General features: G+C 64.8%; 13 protein-coding genes. 11 read left to right on the top strand and 2 right to left on the bottom strand.

What is annotated here, in order from left to right:
• The first annotated feature begins 510 nt into the window (after positions 1-510).
• Positions 511-1206, top strand: a complete 696-nt coding sequence (locus tag AC3IYJ_RS40045) for a GNAT family N-acetyltransferase (protein WP_489403135.1) — start codon at positions 511-513, stop codon at positions 1204-1206.
• Positions 1207-2582: 1376 nt separating this feature from the next.
• On the opposite strand, the gene AC3IYJ_RS40040 is transcribed toward AC3IYJ_RS40045, so the two are convergent.
• On the bottom strand, positions 2583-3857 hold the full coding sequence (locus AC3IYJ_RS40040; RefSeq protein ID WP_489403134.1) for a nucleotide sugar dehydrogenase: 1275 nt from the start codon (positions 3855-3857) through the stop codon (positions 2583-2585).
• Positions 3858-3991: 134 nt separating this feature from the next.
• Between AC3IYJ_RS40040 and AC3IYJ_RS40035 the strand changes: the two genes are divergently transcribed.
• From AC3IYJ_RS40035 to AC3IYJ_RS39990, 10 genes are all read left to right on the top strand, one after another.
• On the top strand, positions 3992-5071 hold the full coding sequence (locus AC3IYJ_RS40035; protein ID WP_489403133.1) for an NAD-dependent epimerase/dehydratase family protein: 1080 nt from the start codon (positions 3992-3994) through the stop codon (positions 5069-5071).
• Positions 5072-5097: 26 nt separating this feature from the next.
• Positions 5098-6132: an MraY family glycosyltransferase gene (locus tag AC3IYJ_RS40030; RefSeq protein ID WP_489403132.1), complete on the top strand. Its 1035-nt coding sequence runs from the start codon at positions 5098-5100 to the stop codon at positions 6130-6132.
• The gene (locus AC3IYJ_RS40025) at positions 6129-6899 is read left to right on the top strand and encodes a WecB/TagA/CpsF family glycosyltransferase (RefSeq protein ID WP_489403131.1); all 771 of its coding nucleotides are present in this window, start codon (positions 6129-6131) and stop codon (positions 6897-6899) included. The genes AC3IYJ_RS40030 and AC3IYJ_RS40025 overlap by 4 nt, the downstream gene beginning before the upstream one ends.
• A complete protein-coding gene (locus AC3IYJ_RS40020; protein ID WP_489403130.1) occupies positions 6896-7672 on the top strand; it encodes an FkbM family methyltransferase in 777 nt (258 codons plus the stop codon). Before AC3IYJ_RS40025 ends, AC3IYJ_RS40020 begins: the two co-directional genes overlap by 4 nt.
• A gap of 11 nt (positions 7673-7683) precedes the next feature.
• Positions 7684-8811 carry a glycosyltransferase family 4 protein gene (locus AC3IYJ_RS40015; protein WP_489403129.1) on the top strand — a complete coding sequence of 376 codons (1128 nt, stop codon included), beginning with the start codon at positions 7684-7686 and terminating at the stop codon, positions 8809-8811.
• The gene (locus tag AC3IYJ_RS40010; RefSeq protein ID WP_489403128.1) at positions 8808-9989 is read left to right on the top strand and encodes a glycosyltransferase family 4 protein; all 1182 of its coding nucleotides are present in this window, start codon (positions 8808-8810) and stop codon (positions 9987-9989) included. Before AC3IYJ_RS40015 ends, AC3IYJ_RS40010 begins: the two co-directional genes overlap by 4 nt.
• A gap of 104 nt (positions 9990-10093) precedes the next feature.
• On the top strand, positions 10094-11134 hold the full coding sequence (locus AC3IYJ_RS40005) for an LCP family protein (protein WP_489403127.1): 1041 nt from the start codon (positions 10094-10096) through the stop codon (positions 11132-11134).
• A gap of 189 nt (positions 11135-11323) precedes the next feature.
• Positions 11324-12091 carry a DUF2637 domain-containing protein gene (locus AC3IYJ_RS40000; RefSeq protein WP_489403126.1) on the top strand — a complete coding sequence of 256 codons (768 nt, stop codon included), beginning with the start codon at positions 11324-11326 and terminating at the stop codon, positions 12089-12091.
• A 20-nt stretch (positions 12092-12111) separates the two neighbouring features.
• Positions 12112-12513, top strand: a complete 402-nt coding sequence (locus AC3IYJ_RS39995) for a deaminase (protein WP_489403125.1) — start codon at positions 12112-12114, stop codon at positions 12511-12513.
• 261 nt (positions 12514-12774) lie between these two features.
• A complete protein-coding gene (locus tag AC3IYJ_RS39990; RefSeq protein WP_489403124.1) occupies positions 12775-13194 on the top strand; it encodes an ImmA/IrrE family metallo-endopeptidase in 420 nt (139 codons plus the stop codon).
• Between the two features lie 215 nt (positions 13195-13409).
• On the opposite strand, the gene AC3IYJ_RS39985 is transcribed toward AC3IYJ_RS39990, so the two are convergent.
• Positions 13410-13631 carry an integrase core domain-containing protein gene (locus AC3IYJ_RS39985; protein ID WP_489403349.1) on the bottom strand — a complete coding sequence of 74 codons (222 nt, stop codon included), beginning with the start codon at positions 13629-13631 and terminating at the stop codon, positions 13410-13412.
• Positions 13632-13646: the final 15 nt, after the last annotated feature.

Here is a 13646-nt window from a genome sequence, read left to right as displayed (position 1 = left end):
CTGAGCGAGGAACGGAAGGCTGTGACGTGCGTCACACCCCCTCCATTTGGGTATAGAATTACCCTCACAATCGGCGACGGGTGGTCAGTTGTTTCCCCGGCAGGGGTCGGATCAGCCGCTTCAGGGGGCCGCGCCCGTAACCACAGCTGCCGGGTGTGCAAATGGAACGATGGGCGCGATTACTCCACATGGATTAACCCCGTACTGCCCGGCCGTCCCAGGTCACTCCCGTACCGACACCCAACGGGTATCCCAGCGCGCCGCGAAGTCTCCAGCGCACCGGCGGACAGTAATCTGCGGGTTACCACTTACGGAGCCATTCGCGGGGCGTCACCGTCGGCGTCACGTCGACGGAAGGAGTCTCGGACGATGGAGCCGACGCTGCGCGACACCTGCGAGCGCTTAACCTCTCGACCCATGGCCCCCCAGGACCACTCAGCCGTCCTCGCCCTCATGGCGAACGACCGCTTACCGGGCCAGCCACCGCCCCATCCACGTTCCCTTCTCCGCTTGGCCAGCGCCGACCTGGACTACATGTCGGTACAGGTGGTGACAGAGCACGACGGCCGAGTGGTCGGTGCGGTGTGTTGCGCCGTCCGCACGAGCGACGACGCGGGAATTATCTGCTGGTTGCACGGCGGTGAGGATTTCGGCATCTTGGCGGCATTGATCGCTCTGGCCCGCGCGGACCTGGGGCCGCGGCGTCCGCTTTTCGCCGGCACCACCGGTCACCATCCTGCAGATCCTCAGCTGCCGGGCGTACCCGCCCACCGCCGCGAAGTGACCGCCCATGCCTTACAAACAGCCCGGTTTGTCCCGGGCTCCTCGTATCGGTTCTTCCAGCACGCCCTCAGATATCCGCCCGGTCCACCACCACCCCCCGGTGCCGAGATCTTCACGCTCGAGGATCCCTCCTGGAAGCGCATGCAGGTGACCGATGACAGTGGAACGATTTTGGCTTCCGCCCTCCTGCACGCAGCCGACCCATATCACATTCTCCTGCGGCATCTCGAATTCGACAGTAATCGACGCGGTCGACGCATGGCATCTCACCTGCTGATCCACTGCTTGAACTACGCGGCCAACCGCGGCGCTCGCAGCGTGATCACCTATCTTGACGTCGACAATCAAGAGGGAGCTTCACTGCTCTTCACCAGCGGATTCATGCAGCATGACACGCTGGTGAGCTATCGCAGCATTAGCTGAGCTCGATCGACCGACCAAGATGTCCACCGGTGATGGGACCTATCCACATGCTTTCAAACAAAATGCGCACTCCAGAGCTCCCAAGAATCACTCCAAAGCCCCCGGTTCCTGCAGCAACGAAATCACGTCCGTCGCTCTTTCAGATCACGGCAGCACTCGGGGCATTAACCGGATATCTGTTCGTGGTGATGGGATCAGTCATTACATTACTTCTCTGGCTGGCAGATGTGGTCATGACCGTGAGGCCATAGCGCGACCTGACTTCGACGCGCAGCCGCGCCTCCGACGCAGGATAATTCCCGCGCCGGAGGCATTTGGATTCGGCAACCGTTTCAACTACGGTTCAATCGGAGCAACCTCGGGCTCGGGAGTTGGTGCAGCCACTCCCGTCGCAAAGTAATATGCTCCGGAATATACAGTTCCACCCTTCCAGGAATGAGAGCTGTCGCTGTACGCCCAGCCACTTCCCATGGTGCCGTACCAGCCATCGCCGCAGGGCATGGTGGATGTCCCGCCAGGGATAGTCGCATCAAGCCGGGTGGCAGCCGTCGTGTTGACGACCCATCCCGAGGTTCGGCATAACTGCCATTGATGCCACAGCGCGTTCCACTTGAAGAGATCGGCTTTCGCCGTCAGGCGCCCCGGTCCTTCTCGCTTCGGTTCGCGGCACGCCCCTTGTGAGGTGCTCTGCCAAGCTTGCACCTGCGTTTTCCCGAACGCCGCTTCCGGGTTACTCTGGGATCGGTCTGTCGTGGCACTGTTGTACGTGCACTCCTGCGCACCGCGGTACGTCCAGGCCCCCTGCTCTGCGGCCTGCGCCGACGTCGGCGCGATGACGGCCAGAAGGATGCCGCCCGCTCCGGCGGCAATTGCCATTCGCCTCGCCAAAGACCGTCCCGGGAAAAACGCTGCCATATCTTCCTCATCCCTGTGCATGACGGAGCCGGATGCCCATCGAGGTGCCGGCGTTCGCCACCTTGATGGGCATGACCGTGAACTGTCAACACATCAGGCAGTGCAGTATGCCCAATTCCCGCCAGTCATTTACTGCTTGACTTTTCTTTTCCACCACCTGTTCGAGTGGCTCAATAGCGGCCGTTGAAACGGTCTCCCACAGCCAACCGAAATACCACTTGCGGTGTCGGCCGATGAACAGAAGACGGTGACCAGAACCCCCGTCAGTCACGGCCACTCCGCGCCACTCCGACGATTCGACGCCTGAGGCAGCCCTGTTCGCGGATCCGGCAGGTGGCCGAGTCGACGCCGACCCCCCACCTGCCATCACTGTCCTTCAGTGGCCCTTGGGTCTCCTGCGATGTTCGACGACGGCAACATCTACCCGTTCGAGCGGCTCGATGGATCGGTTGAACCTGTCTTCACAGCCGATCGGCGGACGCGCCCCGGCATCGGTTGCGGGCGTCGAACAGATAGCTGGCGTGCTTCTCCACCATCTCGTAATCGAAGACGTCGTGATCCGTCGCCACGATCACCGCATCCGCCGATTGCACCTCGCTCTCCGTGAGCTCGACGCACAGGACTTCGTCGGGGAGCAGCGACGGGGGCGAGTACGGCTCGATCGCGTGCACTCGGGCACCGCGACGAACCAGTAATCGTGCGATCGCCACGGCCGGCGACTCGCGGACATCGCCGGTGTTCTTCTTGTAGGCAAGCCCGAGCAACAGAACGGTCGTCCCGGCCAGCCTCCGCCCCATCCCGTGCTCGACCCTTCGCACCACGTACTCGGGCATGTGCTCGTTGATCTCGTTTGCGAGCGACACGAACCTGACGTCGTACTGAAGCCGACGTTGCACCTCCCACGAAAGGTACGACGGGTCGATGGGAAGGCAGTGGCCTCCGACACCGGGGCCCGGCCAAAAAGGCATGAATCCAAACGGCTTGGTCGCTGCTGCGTCAATCGCCTCCCAGATGTCGACGCCCAACGGCCGCGCGCACATCGCCAACTCGTTGACCAGCGCGATGTTGACCTGTCGGAAGGTGTTCTCGAGGAGTTTCGTCAGCTCGGCCGTGCGAGTCGATGAGACGGCGACGACTTCCGTGACGATCCGGCGGTAGAACGCCTCCACCACCTGCAAGGATGCGTCGTCGATGCCTGAGACCACCTTGGGAGTGGTCTCCAGAGTCCAGCGCGCATTGCCCGGATCGATCCGTTCCGGACTGTAACCGACGTGGAAGTCCTTCCCTGCAATCAGCCCGCTCCCCGCGTTGAGAATCGGCACCAGGACGTCCTCGGTCGTGCTGGGGTACGTCGTCGATTCCAGGACGACCAGGGCGCCGGGGGTGATCCAGGGAGCGATGGAGCGGGCAGCGTCCTCCACGTACGCCAGATCCGGAGCACCGTTGTGCAGCGGCGTGGGAACGGTAATGACACAGACGTCGAATCCGGCAGCTTCCTGGTAGCTGGAGGAGGCTCGCAGCCGGTCCGAAACCATGACGGCGAGGAGGCGCGCGTCGGAGATGTCCTCGACGTGGGAGAGTCCCGCGCCAAGTTGTTTGATCTTCTGCTCATCGGTATCCAGGCCCGTCACCGCGAACCCTACCTCCGCTGCCCGCACGGCCAAAGGCAGGCCCACGTAGCCGAGTCCTACGACCGTGAGGCGCGATGGCGGGCGGACCGAAGGGGCTGTGCCCATAGGAAAACCTCATTCAAGAAGCTAGAGATCGTGTTATGCCACCATATTGGCGCTTATGGGAACTAAATTGATGAGAACTCGGGCTGATGCACCCCGTGTGTCACTCGAAATCCCGATCGAACTGAATGGGCGTCATGACAGCTCCCGCTACGTACCTCGTCACCGGCGGCGCCGGATTCATCGGCTCACATCTCACTGATGCGCTGCTCGGCCAGAACCACTCCGTGGTCGTCCTCGACGACCTGTCCACTGGCAGTCAGCACAACCTTCCCAGCCCTCCCAGCCGACGGCTCCGCTTCATCCGAGGCTCCGTCCTCGACGGAGAGCTGGTGGACAACCTCACCTCGCAATGCGACGCGGTGATCCATCTCGCAGCGGCTGTAGGTGTCCAACTCATCGTGGAACGACCGCTCGAGTCCTTCCGAACCAACGTGCGCGGAGCTGAGAACGTCATCGAGGCCGCCCATCGTCATGGGCGGCGGATCGTGGTTGCCTCGACCTCGGAGATCTACGGCAAGAACGCTTCGGGGCCCCTGGGTGAAAGCGCTGATCGAGTGCTCGGCTCGACAACTGTGGCCCGTTGGTGGTACTCCACCGCCAAGGCCGTGGATGAGATCCTCGCACTCGGCTACCACCGCAATCACGGACTTGCCTCCACTGTCGTGCGTTTCTTCAACACCGTCGGACCACGCCAGTCGCCTGCGTACGGAATGGTCGTGCCCCGTCTGGTCAGGCAGGCTGTTCTGGGCGAGCCCCTCACCCTGTACGGCGACGGAACCCAGCGGCGCTGCTTCACCCACGTCGCGGACGCGGTCGACGCGTTACTCGGGCTGCTTCAGGATCCCGGCGCCGTAGGGAAGGTGTTCAACGTCGGCGCCAGTGAGGAAACCACGATCACGGCGCTGGCCCACCGGATCGTGGAGCGGAGCGGCAGTGCGTCCCCGCTCTCCTACATCCCGTACGAGCAGGCGTACGGAGCCGGATTCGCCGACTTCGAGGACATGGAGCGGCGGCTGCCGGACACCACTCGCCTCAACGAGCTGACTGGTTGGCGGGCCATCCGCACCCTCGACAACATCCTGGACGAGACGATCGCACACACCCGGGCGGCGATGGGGACGCCTCGTCCCGGCAGCGAGAACCACCGGTCGGTTCCAACGCCTGGCAGGAAGAGGCCCGTCTCCGCACAACCCACCAGTCCTGACCACGGCTGAGGGGCACCGTGGAGCGCCAATTCGCCATGGCTGCGGCGGTACTGAGCCTCGCCCTAGTGCTGACCGGCCTGGTGCGGGCCGTTGCGAAGAGACTCGCCCTGTTCGACCATCCGGGCGACCGCAAGGTACACGTCCTGCCCACCCCGAACCTGGGAGGCATCGCCGTCGCCGTCGCCACGGCCGGGGGGGCCTTCGCAGGCATTCTGTTCGGATTCGCCGAACGCTTCGATGGGATGGGAGCGCTGATCGGCGCCGCCGGCCTCGTCTCACTGCTCGGCCTGGTCGACGATCTGCGACCGTTGGGCGCTCGCACGCGGCTGGTCGTGGAGACCGTTGCCGCCACCGCGGTCGTCATGGCTGCCGGGCTGTCACTCCTGGCAGGCATGCTCGCAGTGGTCTGGATCGTCTTCACCACCAATGCCTTCAACCTCTTCGACAACTCCGACGGCGCACTGAGCACAGTTGCTGCAGTCATCGCCTTGGGCCTCATGGGCTGTGCGACCGCCGACGGACGGCCGGGCTTCGCACTGCTCCTCAACGTTCTGGCCGCAGCCCTGCTCGGCTTCCTCCCCCACAACTGGCACCCGGCGAAGATCTTCCTGGGTGACTGCGGTTCGCTCTTCACGGGATTCCTGATCGCCTCGTCGGCAGTGACGCTTCACTCCCGGACGAACGGCCCGCGGCTCACGGCAGAGCTCTTCGCGCTGACCTTCGTCGTGATCACCGACACGCTCCTGGTTCTGGTCTCCCGGTACCGTGCCCGTCGTCCTCTTCTCCAAGGCGGTGCCGACCACATCGCCCACAGACTCCGCCGCATCGGCCTGAATCCTCCTGCGGCGGCGGCAGTGATGGGGCTGGCGGCCGGGGTCGGCACCGTCCTGGCCCTGCTCGTACACGCCGGTCGGCTGGCTCCCATCACGGTGGTACCACTGGCCCTCACCGTGCCGGTGGTGATCGTGCTCCTGCTCCGAGTCTCCGTATACGGGCCGACCGGAACACTTCTGGCACCCATGCGCCGTGTGACCGCTTCCCTGACAGATGTGAGGGGCGGGCGTCCGTGACCACCCCCGCTCCGCACACGCGCGTCGTCTGTGCGGGAGTGCCTTTGGCCGCGATCACTCCTGACCACGCCGCGGAGTCGATCGTCCGCATGGCGGTCGAAGGGCGCGCAGCCGATGTCCACTTGTGCAACGCCTACACCCTCGCCCTGGCGGACTCCACCCCCGCCTTCCACGCGCTGCTGCGCGAATCCGCGCTCAACCTTCCCGACGGCCAGGGCGTGGTGTGGGCCAGCCGACTCGTCCACCCGAACCGCCGGGATCTCCCCCGCATGCGGGTCTACGGGCCAGACCTCTTCCTCAACGTCTTCCGTGCCGGCGAGCCGATCGGGTTGCGGCACTATCTGCTGGGCTCGACCCCCGAGGTGGTCGACCGTCTCACCACCGAACTGCGCACCCGGTTCCCCCGTGCGGTCATCGTGGGCAGGGAGTCCCCACCGTTCCGCGCACTCAGCGCCGACGAGCAGATCGCGCAGAGTGATCGCATCGCGCTCAGCGGAGCCCAGATCGTCTGGGTGGGACTCGGCACACCGAAGCAGGACTACGAGGCCTCGCGCCTGGCAGCGGTATGCCCCGCCGTGTACGTAGCGGTGGGCGCCGCCTTCGACTTCGTGTCCGGCAACAAGCCCCAGGCACCCCTCTGGATGCAGCTCCACGGCCTGGAATGGCTGTTCAGACTCTGCAGCGAGCCGGGCCGTTTGTGGCGCCGGGTCCTCTGGGGCCATCTCCGATTCGTGTGGGCAGTCTGCAAGGGAGCATCCCGACCGTGACCACCCTCCTTCACCGTACCCGCCACGCGGTCCGCCGCCTCGGCTCCGGCCTGGCTCGTCACCGGCCGGCAGGAGGCGAGCTGGCTCGTCTCCTGCAGAGGTACGCGATCGATGTGGTGGTCGACGTAGGAGCGCACCGAGGCGACTACGGGGCGATGCTCCGAGAAGCCGGATACCAGGGCCGCATCGTTTCCTTCGAACCACTGCGCGCATCCCGCAACGAGCTGCGTCGCAGAGCCTCCTACGACAAATCCTGGATCGTTCTGCCATACGCCCTCGGGGACCTCAGGGGGACGGCCACACTCCACATCGCGGGGGGTTCGGGCGCCCACAGCTCGCTCCTTCCGATGCTGCCGCAGCACTGGGCAGCTGCTCCGGGCACCGCCTGTACAGGCGAGGTGACCGTCGAGACGAGGCGGCTCGACGAACTGTGGGGCTGCCTCGCGGGCCCCGATGAACGGGTCTTCCTCAATCTGACCGTCCGGGGATATGAGGCCCATGTGCTGCGCGGCATCGGCCAGTACACGGGCAACTGCCACGGTCTGCAGGTCCAGGCCTCGCTGCTGCCGTTGTACGAAGGGGCACCGCTCTTCGACGAGGTGCTCACCACGGCCCGCGACGTCCTCGGAATGACGCTCATGTCCTTGACCCCGCGCTTTTCCGACCCCCGGGACGGCCGCTTGCTGCAGTGCGACCTGGTGCTGTTCCAAGAGGACGGCACGACCGACGCCGAAGGGGCTTCGACACCGACGACAGAGCGGGTCGCGCAGTGAAGCGTGTTGTCGTGGTCCAGCCGTACATCGCGGCCTACCGAGTGCCCTTCTTCGAGCGGCTCACAGGTGAGCTGGCTGATCGTGGGATCCACCTGACCGTCGCGCACGGCGTCCCTTGGGGCAAGGACGCCCTGCGTGCCGACGCGCAGAAGCTGCAGGGTGCGGTCCAGCTCCCGCAACGAACCTTCGGGTTCGCCGGCCGTCATGCGGTCTACCGCAGGCTCAGCGCCCTTGACGTGCGGAGCGACGCCCTGATCCTCACCCAGGCTCTCCACACCCTCGACAACTACCCGCAGATGATGCGCCGTTCCGGTCCGCCGGTCGGGCTCTGGGGCCACGGTGCCACGTACAGCAGCAGGCAATCCGGACCACTGCGGGCAGCGAAGCGTCTGCTGACGAATCGAGCCCAATGGTTCTTCGCCTATACGGAGCTCGGAGCCCAGCACGTCATCGACAGCGGCTTCCCCTCACAGCGGGTCACCGCCGTCCGGAACACCGTCGACACAAGACGACTCGAGGCCTGCCGCGCGGATGTGCGGACCAGCCAGGTGGACTCGTTGCGCAAGGAGTTGCGGCTCCTGCCCGGGCGGACCGCGCTGTACATCGGGGCTCTCGACTCCGCGAAACGCACCCCCTTCCTGCTCAGCGCCGCCGAAGCCGCAGCACAGGTGCTTCCCGGCTTCCGGCTCGTCATCGCCGGGGACGGCGCTCAACGAGAACTCGTCGAAAAGGCGGCTCAGTCGAGTGGCGCCGTACGGTATGTCGGCCGGGTGGCGGACGAGGAAGGCAAAGCGCTTCTCGGAGCCGCCGCCGATGTCCTGATGGTGCCCGGCGCGGTGGGCCTGGTCGCCGTCGACTCCATGGCGTTGGGCGTGCCTGTAGTAACGACGAGGGACGCGGCGCACGGACCCGAATTCGACTACCTCCGGGACGGCCGCACCGCTGTGGTCACTGCTGACAGTGGCCTTGACGGGTACGTCGCGGCCGTCGTCGGCCTGCTGTCGGATCCGGACCGGCTGGCCGCTCTGCGCGGGGCGTGCCGTGCCGAGGCTGAGAAGTACTCCATCGAAGAGATGGCCCGGCGGTTCGCCGACGGGGTGGAAGGGTTGCTCCGCACGGCGAAAGGCACATCACGATGAGGATTGCACTCGTCCACAGCTTCTACGGTAGCGGCGTCCCGAGCGGCGAGAACGAGGCGGTTTACATCCAGGCGGAGGCTCTGGAGAGAGCCGGCCACACGGTCGAGATCGTTGCCGCACGCACGGACGACCTATTGAAGAATCGGCGGTACGCGGTAGGCCGCGCCGTCTCCGTCGCCACCGGTCGCGGCTCGAATCCGACGCGCCGGCTGTTCGACATCGCTCCGGACTTGATCCATGTGCACAACCTCTTCCCCAACTTCGGCCGGGCCTGGGTACCACGATGGCCCGGACCGGTCGTGGCCACGCTGCACAATTTCCGGCCTCTGTGCGCTGCGGCGACGCTGTACCGGGACGGGGAGTCGTGCACACGTTGCCCGGACGGCGACCGCTGGGCAGGGCTGCGTCACGGCTGTTACCGGGGCAGTCGCCTCGCCACCGCACCGCTCAGCTGGGCAGGGCGGCACGGCCCGGCCGCGGACCCTCTGCTGAACCGGGCAGACCGACTGGCGGTGCTGTCGACACTGAGCCGCGACACGTACGTCCGCGCCGGCATCCCACCCGATCGCATCGGCCTTGTCCCCAACTTCGTGCCGGACGCGCCATGGTCCCAGGAGCCCGGCCGGGGCTGGGTGTTCGTGGGCCGGCTGTCCGCCGAAAAGGGAATCGTGGAGATGCTCCGCCGTTGGCCCGAAGGCGAGCCCCTGGACGTTGTCGGCGACGGGCCGTTGCTCGCCGAAAGCCGGATGGCCGCCCCGGCCGGAGTGCGGTTCCTGGGTACGCTCCGCGGTGATGAAGTCCGAGCTCTCCTCCCGGGCTACGCAGGGCTGGTGTTCCCCAGTCGCTGCATCGAGGGGGCAACCCCACTGGTGTACCTGGAGGCCCTTGCGGCGGGTCTCCCCGTGCTGGCCTTCAAGGGCTCGGCGGTGTCCGAGGCAGTCGACGCACAGGGCACGGGGCGGATCACCGGGTGGGACGAGTCCCTGGAAGACGTACTTCGTGACTGCGCGACCGTCTTTCCCGGCCTACGTCAGAACTGCAGGACCGCTTACCTCCAGCGCTACAGCGAGGGGGTGTGGAGCGGCCGAATGGTCAAGCTGTACCACGATGCGATCAGGCATCAGAAGGCCTCATCCTGCACGTCGGGCCATGGTCGCAGCCACGGGGAGTCACGATGAGGCCACCGGGAGCAGGGCGGGGAGCATCGTGAAATGCCCTCCTGGCCGCGGGCGCCCACCCGTGCCGGGCCGGAACCAACCCACCATCAGGTAAGGACCAGTCAATGTCGGACCAGCTATGCCCTGAGGACCCTGGCCCACAGCCCAACGAGGAAGCCGACGCGAAGACCCGCACCGACGCCGGGCCGTACCGGATGCTGCGGCTCTTCGCCGCAGCCACTGCTGGGCTGATCCTCGCGGCCGCGGGCGGCGGTTGGCTGTTGGTCGTCGGGCTCGACAGCAACATCCGTACCGACCATCAGACCCCTCGTATCCTGGAGGAGTTCCGCTCGGAGCGCCCCAGCCCCACCGGCTCTCGTGGGCAAAACGTCCTTCTCCTCGGCTCGGACCAGGAGGCCGGCGTGGGCGGTGAACGGGCTGACACCACGATGCTGCTGCATCTCTCCGCCGATCGAAGCCGTGCGGTATTTCTGAGCGTGCCTCGAGACCTACTGGTCGACATCCCGATCTGCCGCTCCGGCTCCGGGACACTGAGCGAAGCCCAGCGCGCACAGTTCAACTCGTCCTTCCGGCTCGGCGGCACAGCCTGCACCATCCGCACATTCGAACAGCTCACCGGTGTGCGAGTGGACCACTATGTGATCGCGGAGTTCTCCGGGCTCAAGAAGGTGGTCGACGCGGTCGGTGGAGTCTCGCTGCGGATCGATCAGTCGATCCATGATTCGGAAACCGACATCACTCTGGAGCCGGGCCGGCAGAGACTCGACGGCTCTCGTGCGCTCGTCTATGTACGCACTCGGCTGGGTGCGGGTGACGGCAGCGACGCCCAGCGCATGGGGCGCCAGCAGCGGTTCACGAGAGCACTCATGGACAAGGTCACGGAGGGTGCCTCAGGAGGGCGCCTGGACTGGATCTATCCGCTTCTGGACGGTGCGACGTCCGCACTGGTCTGTGATCCCGGCCTCGACTCCCTGAGCAAACTGTACGGGCTGCTCCGGGACACCAAGGGACTCTCCAGTGGAACGACCAGCTTTGTCATTCCGCCCCGCCGTCCGGCCGAAGTGGACCCCGACCTGGATGAGTTGGTGCAGCCGCAGGCAGACGAACTCTTCCGGCAGCTGCGCAATGACGAGGAGCTCACTTAGTTATACATATGCCTTATATGTCACCCAGATGGGCGGACTCTCACGCTCTGTGTCGGTCGTTGTATGCAAGGGAGTGGGAAAATTTGCCAGCCGAATCGGCACACCTCTCTCTCGTTCGACTCCCCTCTTCCGACCGAGAGACGTAGGAATCGAACTCCCTCGCTCCAAGCTCTGCCCAGGAGGCGCCTGATGCTGCACAGGGATTTTTGGAACTCGCCGGACTCTCACCACTCCGAGACGGGTAACCTACGCCTGCATGCATCAGAGCAGTCACTATTAGGTGCCCAGTCAGGCTACCGAGTCGACGGCAATTACGAAGTTCAGGATACCCCCGGATTCGCCTGGGATCCCGGAGTTGAGCTTTCGCAACTACTGCACGAGCACCGCTCGATGGAAGACCACGACTCTCACGGCCGGCACGAAGAGCCCAGTCCCCAGGACATCCCCTTTCCCTCACCACGCACGGAACGTTCTCCGGTTGCCGGCATGCCCAGGCACCGACGCGCTTCGACCTCAGCATCAAAGCATCCGTTGATCCGGAAGTTGAGCCACAGCACGGTGATCATGACCGCGATTATTCTCGCGCTGGTCAGTACCCTCGGCTGTTTCATCTCCTACAGGTTCCTGTCCGGGTTCACGAACGCGCATCGATCCGACCTCAGCCTGTTCAGCTGGTGGCCGCTGATGATCTACTTCCCCTGGCTGGCCGCATCGCTGTCCATCCTGCATGCCACGATGCATCAGCGCCGTGCAATGCAATCATGGTCCGTTGCCCTGGTGTTCTCAGCCATGACCTCCGGTCTGTGCGTCCTGCAGGCCAGCGACTCGGCAATCAGCGTAGTGATCGCTGTACTGCCCTCCGTGGCGGCATTGACCTGCCTGCAGCAATTCATTCACCAGATCTCCTTGACCAGGCCCCCTCGCAGGATCGAGCCCCGTCACCGCCAGCACGGCTAGACACGAGGAGAGAGACCGCCTTGCCCCTCCTTGATCACGCAATTCGCCAAGCTATGAGATCGAAGTGCCGCTACCGCATGGGCGCCGTCCTCGCAACCGGAAATCGCGTACTGACATTCGGCCCCAATATCTTCCGAAACAGTCCGACCATCGACTTCCGTCACTCGACGTATCATGCGGAAGAAAATGTCCTGCGGCGCTCACGGCGCACCAAGGGGGCCGTGATCTACATCGCCAGGGTGAACTCGGCGGGAACCCCCATGCTTGCGGCGCCGTGTCCCCGTTGTGTCCGCGCGCTCATCTCTGCAGGAGTACGCAAGGCGGTGTACACCACTTCGGACGGACAGCTGGGCACTCTACGTCTGGGAAGCAGCATGCGCGAGGCGCTGGAGCGATCAGGCAATCTCACGACACGCATCTAACCCTCGACGAACCCTGCAAGCCTTCGTCTGTTCCACCCGGTGCCGATCCCGAACCGGGTGGAACAAGCGGAACATGGGGAACAGCGCCACATCGCTCCTGGGCATAAGGCCATCTGAACTGTCCCTTCTCGGGGTACGCGGTTAGGCAATTTGAGCGATCAAGCACGGTTGTGTAGGCGAGTCAAAACTCTTTTCGCTCCCGGCACTCGCAAGGTATGACGGTCAACCAACGTTTACGACGTGAGGGAGGCCGTACATCGCGTGAGCGACTACGACCCGGAGGCTGAGATCGAGAAGCTCGACATCCCCATCGAATACCTCCCCTTGCGTGACGTACTTGCAGCCTGGGACGCTGAACACCGCAAGGTGTATTGCGCGACCGGCTTGAGTCCGACCCAGGCGAGATGCAGCCTCGGACACGAGCTTGCGCATATCAAATTGGGGCATCATCGCTGCAACTACGGCACTGCACCAGTCCTGTCAACACTCTCTCAGGAACGCTCAGCTGAGTTATGGGCGGCCAGAAAGCTCATCAGCGTTGTTGAGGTCACGATCGCCAAGGAATCAGGGCTCCCCGTGCACGCCATCGCGCGGGCGTTGGGAGTTACTGAACGCATGTACCGGGCGCGGCTCCTGGCAGAGAAGGACGACGAAGATCACTGGCTGGGAAACATGGCGTGATCGACCGATCATGCCCGTCACCCGTGCGGCACAGGGTGTCATGCCGGCCCGAGTAGTCGGCACCCGCACTCGGAGTCAGGGACGAACGGCTGCATCGCAGCGCGGTGCAGCCGTTCGTCCGCTCGCCCGGGTCGCTCCGAGTTCAGCACGTTCGTCATTCCGCCTTCCACGGGGTTGAGCTTGCTCCGCTTTAACGGACACCTTTGGTGTGTTGGTCAGGCCGCCAAGCCGGTTTCGTATTCGGCGGGACTGCGGTAGCCGAGGCTGCTGTGGAGCCGGTGCAAGTTGTACCAGCTCTCGATCCACTCGAATATCGCGGTGTGGGCGGCGGCCCGGGTAGGCCAGGGATGGGCGTCGCCCAGCTCGTTCTTCAGCGTGGAGAAGAACGACTCCGCGAGAGCGTTGTCCCAGCACTGGCCGGTGCGACCTACCGACAGCTTGATTTTGAACTG

The organism is Streptomyces sp. GL_140 (genome assembly GCF_057834465.1).
This window is presented reverse-complemented; position numbering and strand designations above follow the sequence as displayed.

What these genes read in the sequence shown, in the direction of transcription:
- AC3IYJ_RS40040 (WP_489403134.1), bottom strand. Translation starts at nt 3,857, where the DNA reads ATGGGCACAGCCCCTTCGGTCCGCCCGCCATCGCGCCTCACGGTCGTA.
- AC3IYJ_RS40035 (WP_489403133.1), top strand. Translation starts at nt 3,992, where the DNA reads ATGACAGCTCCCGCTACGTACCTCGTCACCGGCGGCGCCGGATTCATC.
- AC3IYJ_RS40030 (WP_489403132.1), top strand. Translation starts at nt 5,098, where the DNA reads ATGGCTGCGGCGGTACTGAGCCTCGCCCTAGTGCTGACCGGCCTGGTG.
- AC3IYJ_RS40010 (WP_489403128.1), top strand. Translation starts at nt 8,808, where the DNA reads ATGAGGATTGCACTCGTCCACAGCTTCTACGGTAGCGGCGTCCCGAGC.
- AC3IYJ_RS40005 (WP_489403127.1), top strand. Translation starts at nt 10,094, where the DNA reads ATGTCGGACCAGCTATGCCCTGAGGACCCTGGCCCACAGCCCAACGAG.
- AC3IYJ_RS40000 (WP_489403126.1), top strand. Translation starts at nt 11,324, where the DNA reads ATGCTGCACAGGGATTTTTGGAACTCGCCGGACTCTCACCACTCCGAG.